The organism is Segatella copri, assembly GCF_009494395.1.
Classification (GTDB): domain Bacteria; phylum Bacteroidota; class Bacteroidia; order Bacteroidales; family Bacteroidaceae; genus Prevotella.
Window position 1 is genome coordinate 51,244 of record NZ_VZCB01000011.1, and the last position, 16,666, is coordinate 67,909.

Consider the following 16,666-nt stretch of genomic DNA (forward strand, 5'->3'; position numbering starts at 1 on the left):
CAAATATGGGCTCATTGAAAATCATATTAGAACCCCTAAAGGACATTAAACAATGGAAAAGTATATAATTATAACCGAATTTGGAGATCAGCAAGATATAAGAGTGGGACTAAAATCTTGTAAAAACAAGTACAATCTTCTTCTCTGCTGGGCAAAACATCTTTCTTATCCTTATATTGGTATTAAATCCAAGACGAAGCTTATCGAAGATATAAAATTTGATTTGCGCGAATTTAAACAATATGTTATGAATGCCAGAAGTTATATGACGAATTTTTATCATGAATCATATCTAGTAAATGGCATCCATATAGAACTGTATATCGTTAAACGTGAGCAAAATTGCGAATCTTCATTTTTATTTAAAATATTTGTTTTTTATAAGAATTGGGATTTCCAAGTGGAGAAAGAATACAACTCCCCATTTGCTGCTTTAGTTGATAGCTTAAACATAATACAATGGAATGAATTCTCACAAGAAGAGAAAAATGAGTTTGAAAAGGTTCTAAAATCGACAAGCCATGTAAATTGCGTTATTCGCAATTTAGTTTGGAACTTAGAATGTTCCATACTTGGCAACAGTTTAAAAGTATATATCGTGAAGTCATGAAAAAGATATTATTTATAGCACTCAGCATCATACTCTCCGCTCCAACATTTGGAGCGGATGGTAATCATCGTGATTACTCCCCAAAGTTACTAGAGGCAGCTGCCTTTGACAGAACATCCACCATTCCTGTGGGCAACGATACTGGCAGCCTGGCTTTCTCTATAAAAGATAATAAGGGTGAAAATCATAGTAGAAATCAGAAGGGGAATCGCTAATGAAAAAATATTTATTTTTAACAGATTATCAAACAGGACTTATTGTGAAAACAGAGATATTAGAAGCTGAAAATGAGAAAAATGTAGTATTAAAATGGATAAAAACATTGCGTTTTCCTTATATAGGTCCTGTTGCTCGTAAGAAGATACAGGAAGAATATCTTACTGGGGTTGAATCTTCCGCTTGTATTCGTAGAATGCAAGGGCTTCATTGTATGTTCTTTTTCCAAAATAACAGAATAATTGATGCACATTTTTTGGATGTATCTTCCATTTTACAAGGAAGTACTGAATCTAAACGTAATTTAATTATTGCTTATTTCAAAGGTGGAATTTATATTTCCAAAAGCAAAGCAGAATTGCCATTAACCACAATTTCACATTGGGCAAGATACTTATCTTGGCACTATTATTCTAAAGAAGAACGTGCCGAAATCAGGAAGAACATTTATAATATTAAAGAATTAAATGAAACTTTAAAAGACTTAGTTTGGAACTTTGAATGCTCCATACTTGGCAACAATTTAAAAGTATATATAGTGAAGTCATGAAAAAGATATTGTTTATAGGTCGTGCAGGAAGTTCGAGTTTCCCTAAGATGTGAGGAAATGACTCGCATAGCTAACGAAAGAGAGGAACATCGGCTTATGCTGAAGGCTTCGTTACGCTCTATCGATTTAGGAAGGAAGGAATAAAGACAAGAGGTGGGGGATAGGCATCTTTACGAGTTGGAAAGAGCTTCTTACCATGTCGGAAAGAGTATCTTCTCGGGTTGGAGAAAGTATCATTCCGGGTGCTAGGAAGTAACTTCTCCATTGTTGCCACTAGGCTCGGCAGACCTGCTGAGCCTAGTCAGCAGGTCTGCTGACTGCAGTCGGCACCTCTGTCGAGCCTAGTGGGAACACCTTGTTGTCGTACAACTACTGGTGCGCCCATTTGGAGCTTACGCCAATCCATGGAAGCTCTCGTCATCATTCGATAATAGCAGTTCTTGCCAGTACTCAACAAGTCGTAATATGATTTCTTGTACATAGAGTGAATACTTTCACTTGCTATGCGAAACAGACACAAAGACAGGATTAGTTGAACGGCAGGAATACCTGCTTCTTTCTCCAAAGATAGCTTGCAGAGGAGATGACCTAGTCCAAAACGGGTAAAAAGTGCCATTAAATTGATTCGCAAGGATCTTTTAACACTTAATATGTTTGATAACTCAGAAAAATTGCTTAATTTTGCATTCATAACAGTTACTCTTTAAATCGTTGTTTTTTTTGTTCTTTAGCGATTACAAAGATACAACTTTTTATCGAGAAACTGATATTTTTACCCTATTATTTGGGGGTGGGAAACTTTAATAAAGAAACTATCTAATCATATAAATGTATGGAAAAAATAAAACTTGTATTAGGTATTTTATTGGGATTTACTCTTTCATTTTTTAATGCTTCTTTGCTTAAAAATAGTACAACAAAAACGGATGAGCAATACATTGTTACCAATAGCAGAGATGTATTCATATTGGATTCTGTAGAATTTAAACTTACCTCAGACTCTGTTCTTCTATATGGAAACGAAGATTCATATACAGAACTCTTATATCATTATGGAAGTATTCATAATGGTTCTAAAGAACTCTTATATTATGCATTAATCATGGCAGACAAATATTCTTATCCCGAAGCTTCTTATAATATTTTCGGCGCTATTAAAGATTTTAAAAAGAACAACACTTTATTATTGTCTGAAATGATGAGATATTACTTATTGTATGGGGCAAAAAACGGAAGTTCAAGTTCTTGTTTTCAATTAAAGGAATATTACGAAAAAGGAATATTATTCGAAAGAAATCAGAGAAAAGCAAAATTCTATGAGAATAAGATAAACGAAATTTATAAGATAAAATGGACAAAATAAGAAATATGCATAATGTTGCCTTAGGCATCATTATAGGTTTGTTTTTGGGGGGAATTTTTCAAGCACGCCCTAAGTTTGAATGGAATTTGGGAGTAAAGCAACCAGTCGTCCCTCAATGGAATATAAACAAGATAAAATCTGCAATTATTAAAGAGAAGAGCATAAAAGATTATGAATTACTTAAAGAATTATCTGGCGGGCATTTAAAAAAAGAAGACATTTTCTATGGCTTACTTATGAATGAATACCACCCTAACGATACCACTTACAAAGACCTAAGAAATGTCTTGGTTGAAATCTACAATATCCCTCCAAAAGATACCATCACTTTGATGTGGGTTAAAAAACTTGATGAAATGTACAAAAACAATAAATAGTGTTCTCCAAATTAATATTAAGTATTTAATAATTAGATATTCATAACACTTTTAATTTGGCTGTTTCACTAAAAATTAGTATCTTTGTCATGTTAAAGAGAATAATTATGAAATATAGTTCACAATATAACCCCCTTACTTTAGATTTGTTCAAATCATCTTTCGATGATCTGAACAAGACCAATCGTTGGGTGATTCTTGGTGATAAGGTTCCATGGGCAGAAGTTGAAAAGACTTATAATTCTCGCCTTGGCAACAAATATAAGGGAGCAGGCTATGCCATGATGGCTAACTCCAACATCAACAAGGTGCAAGGGTACAACAGAGGAAAGAATGAATTTTAAAGATGAAAATCATAGTAGAAACGCTAAAGGACATTAACAATGGAAAAGTATATTGTTATAACAGAATATGGAGAACAAAAGCAAGATATTACAGTAGAGAGTATATCATGTAAAAATAAAAATAACTTGCTGCTTTGCTGGGCAAGAAGAGTTTCCTATCCCCGTATTGGCATAAAATCCAAACAAAAACTTAGACGAGAAGTATTATTTCACTGCAACATATTAAACAGTAGTCTTGTCCTAGTAAATGGTACGCAAAATCTTTATACAGATCTCTATATAATAAATGGTATTTTCATTGCTGTTTATGCCATTAAAGTTAGAAAATTAATAGAAGTTTCTAATTCATATGTCATATTAGGCTTTTATAAAACATGGGGGATTATGGCAGAGAAAATATTAGATTCCCCACTGGATGCATTAAACCATTTTTTAGCCATGATTCCATGGAAAGAATTCTCACAAGAAGAGAAAAATGAGTTTGAAAAGGTTCTAAAATCGACAAGCCATGTAAATTGCGTTATTCGCAATTTAGTATGGAACTTCGAATGTTCCATACTTGGCAATAGTTTAAAAGTATATATAGTGAAGTCATGAAAAAGATATTATTTATAGCACTCTGCATCATACTCTCCGCTCCAACATTCGGAGCGGATGGTAATCATCGTGATTATTCCCCAAAGTCACCAGAGGCAGCTGCCTTTGACAGAATATCCACCATTCCAGTGGGCAACTATACTGGCAGCTTGGCTTTCTCTATACCAATCTATACATTGGTGAGCGGCGACATCAGCCTGCCTATCAGCTTGGACTACCAAGGCAATGCCATACGAGTAGACCAAGAGGCTACTTGGGTTGGATTAAATTGGTTACTGAATGCAGGAGGAGCCATCACAACGACAACTTCCGCATGCTCTACACAATATGGAGAATCGTTTCAAAAAGATTGGGATTATTTTGCCAACAAACTGTCCATGACATACATTCCCCTGGATGGTGAGTTTCCACAAATGCGATACAAGATGGATGGATGCCACCCTAATTGGCGAGGTGACCATGGTAAAAATTGGTTTAAGCAGACGCTAGAGATTGAGGGTAATAAGAACAATGACCTGTCTAGTCAATTGTATCATTTCATCCTAGACAACAAGGCTGGTGAAACTCCCACCTTCCATGCTAATTTCATGGGCAACAGTCTCTCTTATGTATGGGATAGGATGAAGAATGAGTTCTTCATTACGGGGAAAAATCAGAACTTTCAGATTACTGGATCCATCATCTCACCCACCATCATTGATGGAAAAGGAGTAAAATATTCCTTCAACGCAAAGGAGGAGAGTAGTCCAGAGGGATATTTGGTTGACCCAGAAATGGTGTATCAGGATTATACGCTATTTCTTACAAAAATAGAATCTCCCACAGGACATACCATACAACTCAGATATGTCGACAACGGTACTATAACCTCTGTATATAAAATAACAGAAAACTTATACAGCCATGAATATCCAGTAAATGCTATTGGTTCGAGCTATCGTGAAGTCAAGCCAGAAGGTTCAAACCTTCTGGATCGTAGCCTCTCACAATTATATCGGACAAAAGCTCTTCGTCTCTCGGAAATAGAATCCGACGAAGCATTGGTAAAGTTCATCCCATCCAGTGACTTTCGTAAGGATCTGGATGGGAACAGTCGCAAACTGTCAAAGATAGAAATCTACCAAAAGAATGGTTCTCAGAAAAAACTATTGAAGTCCTTTAGTTTCAGCTCCAGTTATTTTTCTAAAGTAACCACTGGAGGCAACACTGTAAAGGATTTATTTGACAATCTAGGCAACTCGTCCATTTACAACGGATGGTTTGCCTCTGACGACTTTATGTATTATAGACTGCGACTGGACAGTTACAGCGAGGAGGATTCGAATGGCAAACAAGTGGCAAAGTACTCGTTTGGCTATAATAACGGGTTGCCTTGTAAGGCTTCCGCAGCCATTGATTATTGGGGATATTACAATGGGGAGGAAAACTTCAACGGTCGTTACCACACCCTTCTTCCAAAACATTGGGATGAGTTGACTTCAGACGTAGAAGATGGTTTCCATAAAACGGTATATTTTACAGGTGCAGACCGACGTTTCAATGAAAACTGTGCCTCTGCGGGAATGCTCTCTTTCATTACTTATCCGACAGGAGGAACTACAAGTATCACTTATGAAGGGCATCGCTTCTCCAACTATAAGTATTTCGACGCTGCAAAGACGACAAGCGGAAAAAGTTTCAAGGATGTGGACATCTATGCCACCAATCAAAGCTATGGAAAGGTTAGTGGGGCATCATTAAACGAAAGTACGTTTAATATATCAGAAGAGGGGATATACAAGATGACCCTAAGCTACATGATATCCAACCTTGCCGAGCAGCCTTCCTGGCGATATATTCTAAGCAACCCTCTTCAGTTGTATCATTATAGCACCATTTATGACAGAAATGGTCCACATGAGGTGGTTAGTGCTTGTGATGTGCTGAGCGCAGTTCCAAGCGACACTGTGGGGACAAGAAACATAACAAAATCAAGGACATTAACTCTTTTCCCTGGGAAGTACAAACTGATGATTGCTGGCGGGGCATCATTAAACATTGGAGTGTGTCCCCAGCAATATTACCAGATAAAAGGCAATATCAAACTAGAAAAATCCACGTATACCTCCATCGGTGCAGGCGTGAGGGTAAAGTCCATATCTGAAAATGATGGGAATGGAAACTTTACTACGACAAATTATCGATACACCTATCCTGACTTAACTTCCTCAGGACGATTGTCAGTCCCAGCCATCTATGCAAGAAGAAAAATCTTGGTCTACCAAAATGAAATGTATCAAGATGCAGGATCGAACCAGATAAAACCTGCAACAGCTAAAGAAATTCGCTATGCGGAAGTGAGCGGCAGTAATGCAGTTCCAGATGTGCCTGTGGTAGGCTACGAGAGGGTCACCGTCAAACAGGAAAGCAATGGAACGACAAATGGTAAAGAGGTTTTTACTTACAGAAACAGACCTTGGGACACCAACATGCTTACCTATTGCCGTCAAGTGCCCGACCCAAGAAATGGCATGTTGCTTTCTGATAGCGTGTTTGATTCCAAGGGAAAACTTATCAAGACAACAGACAACAGTTATAAGTGGAGATGTGTTGACTCCCGACTTCTAAGTGCGGTCATCGAGAACATCTACAGCGGACCAAACGAGGTTACTGGTGGAAATGCTTTGGCGTCAGAAAATGCATACGCTGATGCCTTAGGAGGAGGGTGCATGCAAATATATCTATATCCATCGGTCCAGTTCGCCTTGGTTTCTTCCAATTCCAGCCAGAAAGAGTATCATGGTGATAACTGTGTTACCATAAAAACTAGTACCCAGTATGGACAGACCAACACCTTGGACTCCATCTCGGTCCAGAGCCAGTCTGAGACAGGAACAACTGTCACAACAGAAACTTTCTATCCCCAGAATGCTCTTTCCCAAGCCAATATGAAGACTTTGGCAGACAAGCACATCACCGAGATTCCCATAGAATGTCTGACATCAATATCAAATGAGGATGGCACTTACGTCATCGACTCCCAACGATATTTATATGACAACAATGGCAATATTATCACGGAATACTCGTTAGATACAGAAAGATCCATAACTAGGAGTTCGTTTAGTCTGTTAAAGGACAACTATGCCTTCTCCTCATTCAAAGCCAACGCTGAGTTTTCTTACAATTCATCAGGAAAACCTCGTGTGGTAAAGGAAAACAACTGCGATGTGGTCACCTATATATGGGGGTATTACAGCAATTACCCCATTGCCGTGATAAGAGGTGCAGACTACCCTGTGGTAAGGGACCTTCTTGGAGGGGACTCTGCTGTAAAAGCATTGGAAACGGCTCCATCTCCAACGATAAGCGCAAGGGAATTACACAGCAAATTATCCAAGTTGGCAGGCTGCTGCGTATCAACCTACAGTTTCAATCCACAAATAGGGATGGTTGAGATGATTTCTCCAAATGGAGAATCTACGACATATACCTATGACGCTTTCAGCAGATTAGCTGCCATCAAGGATCATAACGGCATTGTGTCCTCATCATTCAAATACAACTACAAACAATAAGCTTATGATGAATAAGATTAACTTTCGATGCTTATTTTTGTTGACATGGTTTGCCGCCCTGTCAACAAAGGCCCAAGTGTCTTCAGAGAACTACATTCTGACGACGGAGCGCATCAGCGACACGCAGGTCCTCTCCACCACGGTATACTATGATGGCTTGGGAAGACCCTTCGAAATGGTGGAGCAAAAGAAGACTCCAGATGGAGCCAACCTGATACATCTCCAAGAATATGATGGACTAGGACGTGATTGGAAGACATGGTTGCCTGTCAAGGGCACCGACGATTTCCTCAGCATTTCTGCGGCTCACTCCCAGGGAAATAACCAATACAGGGATAGCCATGCCTTCTCTCTAAAAGAATATGATGAAAGCCCACTCAATCGAATAAACACAGTGGAGGGAGTTGGAACTGAGTGGACTAGCCATCCCGTAAAGAAAGACAATCTCGTAAACACCTCTAAATATCCGTTGAACTGCAAATACTACCGTGTCTCCATGCAAGGATCGTTGCAAGACAAAGGGTATTATCCTCAGGGTAGGCTCTACGTTACCAAGATCACTGACGAAAACGGCAATGAGAGTTACGAGTTCAAGAACATCGCTGGCAACGTAATTCTCAAGCGTACCATCTGCTCCATCGATGAAGCAGCAGATACCTATTATATATATGATTACCGTGGAAACCTGGCATTTGTGCTTCCTCCCAATTATCAGGAGGAGCCGTCACTTGACCTCTATGCCTACCAATATAAATATGATGGGCAGGGGAATTGCACCTGGAAGAAGCTGCCAGGTTGCGAGCCTATCTACATGAAGTATGACCTCAGCGGAAGAATGATATTCTTGCAGGACGGGAACCTGAGAAAGCAAGGGCTTTGGGAGTTTTATGTCTATGACAAACTTGGACGATTGGCAGTAAAAGGCACTACTGCATCTACAAGTGATGTCAGTAAAATCCATGTCTATGCGCTATACACGGGGGCAGGCACCCTGGACGGTTACCAACTGAATGGCACTACGATTACCGCCAAGTCCCTGCTCATTACCAATTTCTATGATGACTATACTTTCATAGAGAAGCAAAACGCCTCAGAGCAGAGCATTTTGCATCTGAACGCAGCCCAAACATTGGACGCAGCGTTCCCTTCCAACAGCTCCCTCAATGCAAAGGGATTCTTAACTGGGAAGAAGGTATATACATCAGATGGTACGAATAGACATGAAATCTCCTCTATGTACTATGGTTTAAAGGGAAGAGTGGTACAAACACATTCCAGCAACTTGCTTGGAGGAAGTGAACATTTCTACACCTCTTATAACTACATAGGTTCCCCTTTGAAAACCAAGCACATTCATAGCGCAAGTGGCAAGAAAGCCATACAGGAATGCTACGAATATGCCTATGATCATGCTGGAAGACAGACTATGGTTAGCTATGCCATCAATGGCTCCGCCAACAGAGTTTTATCAACAACAGAATATGACGATTATGGAAGAATCGCCAAACAGACATTATTGGGCAAAGAGTGCATCAACAACTCCTACAACATCCGGAGTTGGAAGACTGAGATAAGTAGCACGAACTTTACCCAAACGCTTGCCTATAACAAAGCAAATGGCTTTGTTATACCTGGGACCGCACAGTACAATGGCAATATATCTGCCATGAGTTGGAAAACGGGAAACAACATAGAGAAAGGCTACAAGTTCTCCTACAACCGTCAGGACATGCTGACCGATGCCGACTATGAGGAAGGAGAATTCTTATCGGACAACATAGGTCACTATGACGAAAGCCTGTCTTATGACAAGATGGGAAACATCCTGTCATTGATACGCTACGGTTTGAGAGACGACAATAAATACGGGCTCATTGACAACCTTAGCTATGGCTACAACGGCAGTCAGCTTACCAAGGTTGATGACACGGTGAGTGGTCCATATTATGCAGGTGCCTTCCACTTTGTGGATGGTACGAAGGAGGCTACGGAGTATAGCTATGATGCCAATGGCAACATGGTGATGGACAAGAACAAGGGGATTAGCTCGATATCATACGACATCAACAACTTGCCACAGAAAATATTATATAATGATGGAAGGAAAGCTAGTTACGTATATGATGCTGAGGGAAACAAGCACTCCGTTCAATATACACTAACGGCAATGACCAACACATTGCCTCAGATGCCAGTCATGCAATCTGCAGATGCAGCATCAGCAAATGCAGTAAATGGGCAAAAGGTAATCAACTATTGTGGAAACATCATTTATGATGGTGATGAGACGATTGTGCTAAATGACGTAGGCTATGCCAAGTATGACAAAAGCGGCAACCTTTCTTTCCATTACTATCTCAAAGACCATCTAGGTGACAACCGTGTCGTTATGAACGAAAGCGGAGCTATCGAACAAATCAACGATTACTACCCTACAGGTGCATTGATGGGGAGCAGCACGAATGGCGATGTTCAGAGATACAAATACAATGGTAAGGAACTGGACCGCATGAATGGCTTGGATTGGCACGACTATGGAGTTAGGAACTATGATGCCGCTCTGGGGATATGGAGAAGCCAGGATAATTTGCAGGAAATACATCCGGACATTGGCAGCTATGTATATGTCTATAATAATCCGATGCGCATGGCTGATCCTGATGGACAGGATGGTAGAGACCGCACTATTGGTTGCATAATCGGTGCTGTTACAAACGTCATTCCTTTTTCAGGCGGACTTCGAGACACCTATACCCCAACGGATCCCGAAGACTACAACTATTCTTTACGACAGTCTGATGATACAGCGAGCAGATTAGGACTTTCATCTACAAACTGGGGTGGAATTGCAACAGTTTTTGGCAGTGCAGTAGCGGCCGCAGGTACGACTGCCATTGTGGTTACCGCAGGAACAAGTGCGACAGTTGCTGCACCAATAATTGGTGTAGGAAAGACTATAACAACGGCAGGCTTGGCTACTAGTATAGCAGGCTATGTCATGATGGCTAACTCCAACAGCAACAAGGCGCAAGGGTACAACAGAGGAAAGAAAAGCAATGTTTCATCGGGCAACAAGAATTCTCCTCATGCTAATCAAAAAAGAAAGGAGGTTAATCGACAGAAGTATGAACAACTAAAAAAAGAATATGACAAACTGGAAAAAATGCCCAATAAGACGCCCCAAATCAAAGCTGAGAAAGAACGGCTTGGGAAACAATTAAAACGAGCTCAACAACGAAAAAATTATAATGGTGAAAATCATAGTAGAAACCCTAAAGGAAATAGATAGATGTACATTATATTAATAGATATCAATCAAGGACAAAAAGTCGCATTTTTTTCCTCGGAAGTAACAGATAAAAAAGAGGCTATTCTTTCTTGTGTTTCTAAAATTAGATTCCCAAGATTAGGAATAAAGAGTATTTCTAAAATAAAAAAATATTTGATTTACAATCCATATAAACTATACAACATAACAAAATTACTTGGAGTACACAATGTTTATTATATTTCACTTACTATAAATGGAGTAAATATTGATGCAAATATTATAAAAACGAAAAAAGGCAATACTGATGCTACATATACAATAGTTGCTTATTTTAAGGAAGGAACTTATATTAGCCAAAATAAGAATATAGCCTCTATTAGTGCAATAAAACATTGGGCAAGATACTTATCTTGGCACTATTATTCTAAAGAAGAACGTGCCGAAATTAGGAAGAACATTTATAATATTAAAGAATTAAATGAAACTTTAAAAGACTTAGTTTGGAACTTCGAATGTTCCATACTTGGCAACAGTTTAAAAGTATATATTGTGAAGGCATGAAAAAGATATTATTTATAGCACTCAGCATCATACTCTCCGCTCCAACATTCGGAGCGGATGGTAATTATAAGAAAACAAAAATATACAAAACGATATAAAAAAAAGAGAAAAATACTTAGGAATATGATAGTGATGAACTATAAAATGCTAGTTAAGATTAATAAGCAAACTATTAATTATCCAAGATTAAATAAAAAACTTTCAAAAATCTTGGATGAAGGAGTAATATGGGTTAACAATTGCTATATTCTGCAATATTTCTATAAAGTGAATCAGCACTATTCTTTAGAAAACTTTGAAGATTATACTGCATACGAATGCTTCATGAATGGTTTTCATGTTGAGGATTATTGCGTTGGTAATACAATACAATATGCTTTTAGTTTCACGAATAAATTGGCTAGAATATTACAAGGTAAATGTAAATTCAAAATAATACTTTCTGTCAACAACCAAAATTGTTGTCACATTACTTTTCATTCACTTCATAATGAAGAAACGGAATGGGTAGTTATGGAACAATTGGATTCTTATTCAGAAAGTATCGCTGTTTTTATGTAATCCGCTCAAATAATTGTAGTAAAGCCCTAAAGAATTAGACTGTTTACGTATAAGAAAGGCATATTGTTCAAAATGTCTAAATTATAGTAGAACAAATAACAACTATAATGATTTTTTACAACTTTAGCTATTGAATTCAAGAAATAGAGCTTATGAAGTTAAGATTAATACATACATTATTTTTGTTGTGCATTTATCTAGGAATAAATGCGCAACAGAACATCTGTAATCATACATATCATATAGGAGACAAGATTGAGCGTCAGCAAGCCACCTTCAAACATTTTGACCAAAAAGGGGAAGGTGCTATTTGGGACTTGACTGACATCAATTTATCTGACAATGTCTCGTGGTTGACAATTACCTCCAATCCCCAAGATGAACATGGACTTATAATTAATGGACTCAATACTCGTTATTTTTGTCATCAAAACGAAACTGGCACATATTTGGATGGTTATGAGAACAACCAATCGAAAATTAGCTACAAACTAACAGACTTGATTGCTCCGCCTAATTTTGTACAGAACAGCATGACAACGGGGTATTTCAATGGATATGCCATATATTCAGAGTCAATATATTCTCGTATTTATGGAACATATGAATGCCAAGTTGATGGGCTCGGTACAATGTTACTACCATCAGGTGATACGATTACTGGTGTGACAAGGGTACATATCCAGAAACACACAGGACAACAATATCTCAAAAACATTGAGCATGCAAAGGCCTTACGCTTGTTAGTTGACAGTGTTAACATCTACACACATGATAGCATCATACAACATCTTGCTGTGGATTCCAATCTGGTAGAAACAAACATATACAAATGGTATGCACAAGGGGAGTCTTATCCGATTTACGAAACCTTAGACTCTCATGTTAAGGGTAACAATATTGGATTTAAAGTAGCTTATTATTACTCTCCACAATCATTGAAAGACAATGAATACGAGAAATCAGGAGATATTTCTCAGAGAGAGAGAGCAAAAGCTACCTCCAATGGTCGTCCCAGTATTTCCAGACATGTATTTTCTAATGGTACATTTATAGATTATTCGGTAAACGTGACTTCCGATGGTAATGTAAATGTTGTCATGTTCTGCTCTTCAAGAGCAAAGATAGATTGTAATATCCATACCATTGATGGCATGATGGTATGCCAACAAAGTTTTAAAGAATCCAGCAAGAAGACATACAACATCTGTCTTCCTTTATCGTCTCATTCACATGGCATCTACATACTCTACATTTCTGTTAACGGACAGCAATTCTCAGAAAAGTTCATCTACAAGTAATCCACATATAAGTAGAAAAATACAAAGAATTATCGGAAAAACCGAAAATATTGCTTCAAAAGTGCTTTATATAGGAAAAAAGCATTATCTTTGCAGAAGATTTTCACAAAGAAAACATGGACAAGAACAAGTTTAGTCTATTAAGTAAAATAAAATACCCAGAAGATTTGCGAAAGTTGAGTATTGACCAGCTGCCGCAAGTTTGTAAAGAGTTAAGAGAAGACATTATCGACGAGGTTGCCGTAAATCCTGGTCATTTTGCCTCCTCTCTTGGTGTGGTTGAAATAACCGTAGCCCTACATTATATCTTCAACACCCCTTACGACCGTATCGTATGGGATGTAGGACATCAGGCTTACGGACATAAAATCCTGACAGGTCGCCGCGACAACTTCTGTACCAACCGCAAATTGCACGGCATCCGTCCATTCCCTACTCCTTTAGAAAGCGAATACGATACCTTCGCCTGTGGACATGCGAGTAATTCCATTTCCGCTGCACTCGGTATGGCTGTTGCTGCAAGAGAAACTGGAGAAACCAACCGTAATATCGTTGCTGTCATCGGAGACGGTGCGATGAGTGGCGGACTGGCTTTCGAGGGTTTGAACAATGTTTCGAGCACCCCGAACGATATGCTCATCATCCTCAACGACAACGATATGAGTATCGACAGAGCCGTAGGTGGTATGGAGAAATACCTTCTCAATCTGGATACCAATGAAACTTACAACAGGCTCCGCTTCAAGGCTTCACAGTGGCTACACTCCAAAGGCTATCTGAACGAAGAGCGCAAAAAGGGAATTCTACGTCTGAACAATGCGCTGAAGTCTGCATTGAGCCATCAGCAGAACATCTTCGAAGGAATGAACATCCGATATTTCGGTCCGTTCGACGGTCACGATGTCAAGGAAGTGGCGAGAGTGCTGAAACAGCTCAAGCAGATGAAGGGTCCTAAGCTGCTGCATCTGCATACTACCAAAGGCAAGGGTTATGAACCGGCAGAAAAGAGTGCTACCATCTGGCATGCGCCGGGCAAGTTCGACCCAGAAACAGGTGAGCGACTGATTAAGGATACCAGCAACCAGCCGCCAAAATTCCAGGATGTCTTTGGCGAAACCTTGCTGGAACTGGCTCAAAAGAACCAAAAGATAGTAGGTGTGACTCCAGCCATGCCTACAGGATGCTCCATGAACATCATGATGAAGGCGATGCCTAACCGTACTTTCGATGTGGGTATTGCAGAGGGACATGCCGTCACTTTCTCTGGAGGTATGGCGAAAGATGGACTGATTCCTTTCTGCAACATCTACAGTTCGTTTGCACAGCGTGCCTACGACAACATCATCCATGATATGGCATTGCTCAATCTGCCAGTAGTTATCTGTCTGGACAGAGCGGGACTGGTAGGCGAAGATGGTCCTACCCATCACGGAGTCTTCGATATGGCAGCCCTCCGTCCGATACCGCATCTTACCATCGCTTCTCCTATGAACGAACATGAGTTGCGCAACCTGATGTATTCTGCCCAACTACCAAACCAGGGCAGCTACGTAATCCGCTATCCAAGAGGAAACGGTGTGCTGGTAGACTGGCGCAACCCGATGGAAGAAATCAAGACCGGTACCGGCAGAAAACTAAAGGATGGAAAGGACGTGGCTGTACTCACCATCGGTCCTATCGGAAATGATGCTGCCAAGGCAATCGCCGAAGTAGAAACAGAAACAGGCATGAGCGTTGCCCACTACGATATGCGCTTTCTGAAACCTCTCGACGAAGACATATTAAAAGAGGTGGGAGAAAAGTTCAGCCGCATCGTTACCATCGAAGATGGAGTAAGGATGGGCGGAATGGGTTCTGCCGTACTCGAATGGATGAACGATCACGACTATCAGCCTCACATCACCCGAATGGGAATACCAGATACCTTCGTGGAACATGGTACTGTGGCAGAACTGAGAGAAATCGTGCATCTGGATAAAGATTCAATCAAAGAAGCAATAAAGAAATGAAGATTATCATAGCTGGCGCATACGCCATAGGTACACACTTGGCGAGACTGCTGTCTCGCAGCAATGAAGAAATCACGCTCATCGACGAAAGCGAAGAGCGACTGGCAAGCATCGGCTCAGACTGTGACCTGCTCACGATGGTAGGAAAGCCTACCAGTCTGAAGATCCTGCGTGATGCAGGAGCCGACAGTGCAGACCTTTTCATTGCTGTCACCCCAATAGAGAGTACCAATATCACAGCTAGCATCCTAGCCAAGAACCTGGGTGCCAAGCGTACGGTAGCCCGTGTTGACAATCCGGAATACATGGAGCCACAAGCACAGGAATTCTTCAAGAAGCTGGGCATCAGCAAGCTCATCTATCCTGAGATGCTGGCTGCTGTAGATATCAATAACGGTCTGAAAATGAGTTGGGTTCGCCAGCGTTGGGATGTACACGACGGAGCGCTCGTCATGCTCGGCATCAAGTTGCGCGAAGGATGTGAAATCCTCAACGAACCGCTCAAGAACATCAGTGGTCCTAACGACCCATACCACGTGGTAGCCATCAAGCGAGGCAGCGATACCATCATCCCTGGTGGTAACGATGAACTGAAACTCTACGACCTCGCCTACTTCATGACTACCCGCAACTATATTCCCTACATCCGCAAGATTGTGGGCAAGGAACATTATGTAGACGTGAAGAACGTGATGATCATGGGTGGCGGACGAACTGCCGTAAGAGCCGTCAAGAAGATGCCGGAATACATGGAGTGCAAAATCATCGAGAAGGATGAGAACCGCTGCGAATATCTCAACGACATTCTGGACGAGAACAAGACCCTGATCATTCATGGTGATGGACGAGACATTCCGTTGCTCACCGAAGAAGGAATCAGAAGCACCCAGGCATTCGTTGCCTTGACCGGCAATGCAGAAACCAATATTCTGGCTTGTCTTACTGCCAAGAGAATGGGTGTGCGCAAGACGGTTGCTGCCGTAGAGAACGTAGACTATGTAAGCATGGCAGAAAGTCTTGACATCGGTACCATCATCAACAAGAAGATGATTGCTGCCAGCTACATCTATCAGATGATGCTGGATGCCGACGTGATGAACGTGCGCTTCCTGATGAATGCCAATGCCGATGTAGCTGAGTTCATCGCCAAAGAAGGTTCCAAGGTTACCAAGAAAGCGGTGAAAGACCTCGGTATGCCTATCGGTGTAACCATTGGTGGACTGGTACGCAAGGGCGAAGGTATGCTCGTTTCGGGTAATACCCAGATAGAACCAGGCGATTCGGTGATGGTATTCTGCCATAACATCAATATGAAGAAAATAGAGAAGTACTTTGTGTAATCAGCACAC

The 16,666-nt window shown here is 40.4% G+C and carries 15 protein-coding genes; 14 read left to right on the forward strand and 1 reads right to left on the reverse strand.

Annotated features, from left to right (window positions below; all coding sequences use genetic code 11):
• Positions 1–52 precede the first annotated feature (52 nt).
• The 3 genes from F7D73_RS01120 to F7D73_RS01130 are packed head-to-tail and all read left to right on the forward strand — an operon-like array spanning position 53 to position 1,376.
• The gene (locus tag F7D73_RS01120; RefSeq protein ID WP_153121905.1) at positions 53–610 is read left to right on the forward strand and encodes a hypothetical protein; all 558 of its coding nucleotides are present in this window, start codon (positions 53–55) and stop codon (positions 608–610) included.
• The gene (locus F7D73_RS01125; RefSeq protein ID WP_153121906.1) at positions 607–825 is read left to right on the forward strand and encodes a hypothetical protein; all 219 of its coding nucleotides are present in this window, start codon (positions 607–609) and stop codon (positions 823–825) included. The genes F7D73_RS01120 and F7D73_RS01125 overlap by 4 nt, the downstream gene beginning before the upstream one ends.
• A complete protein-coding gene (locus tag F7D73_RS01130) occupies positions 825–1,376 on the forward strand; it encodes a hypothetical protein (protein WP_153121907.1) in 552 nt (183 codons plus the stop codon). Before F7D73_RS01125 ends, F7D73_RS01130 begins: the two co-directional genes overlap by 1 nt.
• 301 nt (positions 1,377–1,677) lie before the next feature.
• On the opposite strand, the gene F7D73_RS01135 is transcribed toward F7D73_RS01130, so the two are convergent.
• A complete protein-coding gene (locus F7D73_RS01135) occupies positions 1,678–1,857 on the reverse strand; it encodes a hypothetical protein (protein ID WP_153121908.1) in 180 nt (59 codons plus the stop codon).
• Positions 1,858–2,208: 351 nt separating this feature from the next.
• Between F7D73_RS01135 and F7D73_RS01140 the strand changes: the two genes are divergently transcribed.
• From F7D73_RS01140 to trkA, 11 genes are all read left to right on the forward strand, one after another.
• Positions 2,209–2,739 carry a hypothetical protein gene (locus F7D73_RS01140; protein ID WP_153121909.1) on the forward strand — a complete coding sequence of 177 codons (531 nt, stop codon included), beginning with the start codon at positions 2,209–2,211 and terminating at the stop codon, positions 2,737–2,739.
• Complete coding sequence (locus F7D73_RS01145) at positions 2,727–3,116, forward strand: hypothetical protein (RefSeq protein WP_153121910.1); 390 nt, start codon at positions 2,727–2,729, stop codon at positions 3,114–3,116. The genes F7D73_RS01140 and F7D73_RS01145 overlap by 13 nt, the downstream gene beginning before the upstream one ends.
• 107 nt (positions 3,117–3,223) lie before the next feature.
• Positions 3,224–3,460, forward strand: a complete 237-nt coding sequence (locus F7D73_RS01150) for a hypothetical protein (RefSeq protein ID WP_153121911.1) — start codon at positions 3,224–3,226, stop codon at positions 3,458–3,460.
• Between the two features lie 39 nt (positions 3,461–3,499).
• Positions 3,500–4,057 carry a hypothetical protein gene (locus F7D73_RS01155; RefSeq protein WP_153121912.1) on the forward strand — a complete coding sequence of 186 codons (558 nt, stop codon included), beginning with the start codon at positions 3,500–3,502 and terminating at the stop codon, positions 4,055–4,057.
• Positions 4,054–7,614, forward strand: a complete 3,561-nt coding sequence (locus F7D73_RS01160; protein WP_153121913.1) for an RHS repeat protein — start codon at positions 4,054–4,056, stop codon at positions 7,612–7,614. Before F7D73_RS01155 ends, F7D73_RS01160 begins: the two co-directional genes overlap by 4 nt.
• Positions 7,615–7,618: 4 nt before the next feature.
• The gene (locus tag F7D73_RS01165; RefSeq protein WP_153121914.1) at positions 7,619–10,903 is read left to right on the forward strand and encodes an RHS repeat domain-containing protein; all 3,285 of its coding nucleotides are present in this window, start codon (positions 7,619–7,621) and stop codon (positions 10,901–10,903) included.
• Positions 10,904–11,446: a hypothetical protein gene (locus tag F7D73_RS01170; protein WP_153121915.1), complete on the forward strand. Its 543-nt coding sequence runs from the start codon at positions 10,904–10,906 to the stop codon at positions 11,444–11,446.
• A gap of 123 nt (positions 11,447–11,569) precedes the next feature.
• Complete coding sequence (locus F7D73_RS01175; RefSeq protein WP_153121916.1) at positions 11,570–12,007, forward strand: hypothetical protein; 438 nt, start codon at positions 11,570–11,572, stop codon at positions 12,005–12,007.
• A gap of 152 nt (positions 12,008–12,159) precedes the next feature.
• On the forward strand, positions 12,160–13,308 hold the full coding sequence (locus F7D73_RS01180) for a hypothetical protein (protein ID WP_153121917.1): 1,149 nt from the start codon (positions 12,160–12,162) through the stop codon (positions 13,306–13,308).
• A gap of 116 nt (positions 13,309–13,424) precedes the next feature.
• A complete protein-coding gene (gene dxs, locus F7D73_RS01185) occupies positions 13,425–15,317 on the forward strand; it encodes a 1-deoxy-D-xylulose-5-phosphate synthase (protein WP_153121918.1) in 1,893 nt (630 codons plus the stop codon).
• Positions 15,314–16,657 carry a Trk system potassium transporter TrkA gene (gene trkA, locus F7D73_RS01190; RefSeq protein ID WP_153121919.1) on the forward strand — a complete coding sequence of 448 codons (1,344 nt, stop codon included), beginning with the start codon at positions 15,314–15,316 and terminating at the stop codon, positions 16,655–16,657. The genes dxs and trkA overlap by 4 nt, the downstream gene beginning before the upstream one ends.
• Positions 16,658–16,666: the final 9 nt, after the last annotated feature.

Excerpts from the sequence above, each read along its gene's own strand:
- F7D73_RS01120 (WP_153121905.1), top strand. The coding sequence starts at position 53 with ATGGAAAAGTATATAATTATAACCGAATTTGGAGATCAGCAAGATATA.
- F7D73_RS01125 (WP_153121906.1), top strand. The coding sequence starts at position 607 with ATGAAAAAGATATTATTTATAGCACTCAGCATCATACTCTCCGCTCCA.
- F7D73_RS01130 (WP_153121907.1), top strand. The coding sequence starts at position 825 with ATGAAAAAATATTTATTTTTAACAGATTATCAAACAGGACTTATTGTG.
- F7D73_RS01135 (WP_153121908.1), bottom strand. The coding sequence starts at position 1,857 with ATGTACAAGAAATCATATTACGACTTGTTGAGTACTGGCAAGAACTGC.
- F7D73_RS01140 (WP_153121909.1), top strand. The coding sequence starts at position 2,209 with ATGGAAAAAATAAAACTTGTATTAGGTATTTTATTGGGATTTACTCTT.
- F7D73_RS01145 (WP_153121910.1), top strand. The coding sequence starts at position 2,727 with ATGGACAAAATAAGAAATATGCATAATGTTGCCTTAGGCATCATTATA.
- F7D73_RS01150 (WP_153121911.1), top strand. The coding sequence starts at position 3,224 with ATGAAATATAGTTCACAATATAACCCCCTTACTTTAGATTTGTTCAAA.
- F7D73_RS01155 (WP_153121912.1), top strand. The coding sequence starts at position 3,500 with ATGGAAAAGTATATTGTTATAACAGAATATGGAGAACAAAAGCAAGAT.
- F7D73_RS01160 (WP_153121913.1), top strand. The coding sequence starts at position 4,054 with ATGAAAAAGATATTATTTATAGCACTCTGCATCATACTCTCCGCTCCA.
- F7D73_RS01165 (WP_153121914.1), top strand. The coding sequence starts at position 7,619 with ATGATGAATAAGATTAACTTTCGATGCTTATTTTTGTTGACATGGTTT.
- F7D73_RS01170 (WP_153121915.1), top strand. The coding sequence starts at position 10,904 with ATGTACATTATATTAATAGATATCAATCAAGGACAAAAAGTCGCATTT.
- F7D73_RS01175 (WP_153121916.1), top strand. The coding sequence starts at position 11,570 with ATGATAGTGATGAACTATAAAATGCTAGTTAAGATTAATAAGCAAACT.
- F7D73_RS01180 (WP_153121917.1), top strand. The coding sequence starts at position 12,160 with ATGAAGTTAAGATTAATACATACATTATTTTTGTTGTGCATTTATCTA.
- dxs (WP_153121918.1), top strand. The coding sequence starts at position 13,425 with ATGGACAAGAACAAGTTTAGTCTATTAAGTAAAATAAAATACCCAGAA.
- trkA (WP_153121919.1), top strand. The coding sequence starts at position 15,314 with ATGAAGATTATCATAGCTGGCGCATACGCCATAGGTACACACTTGGCG.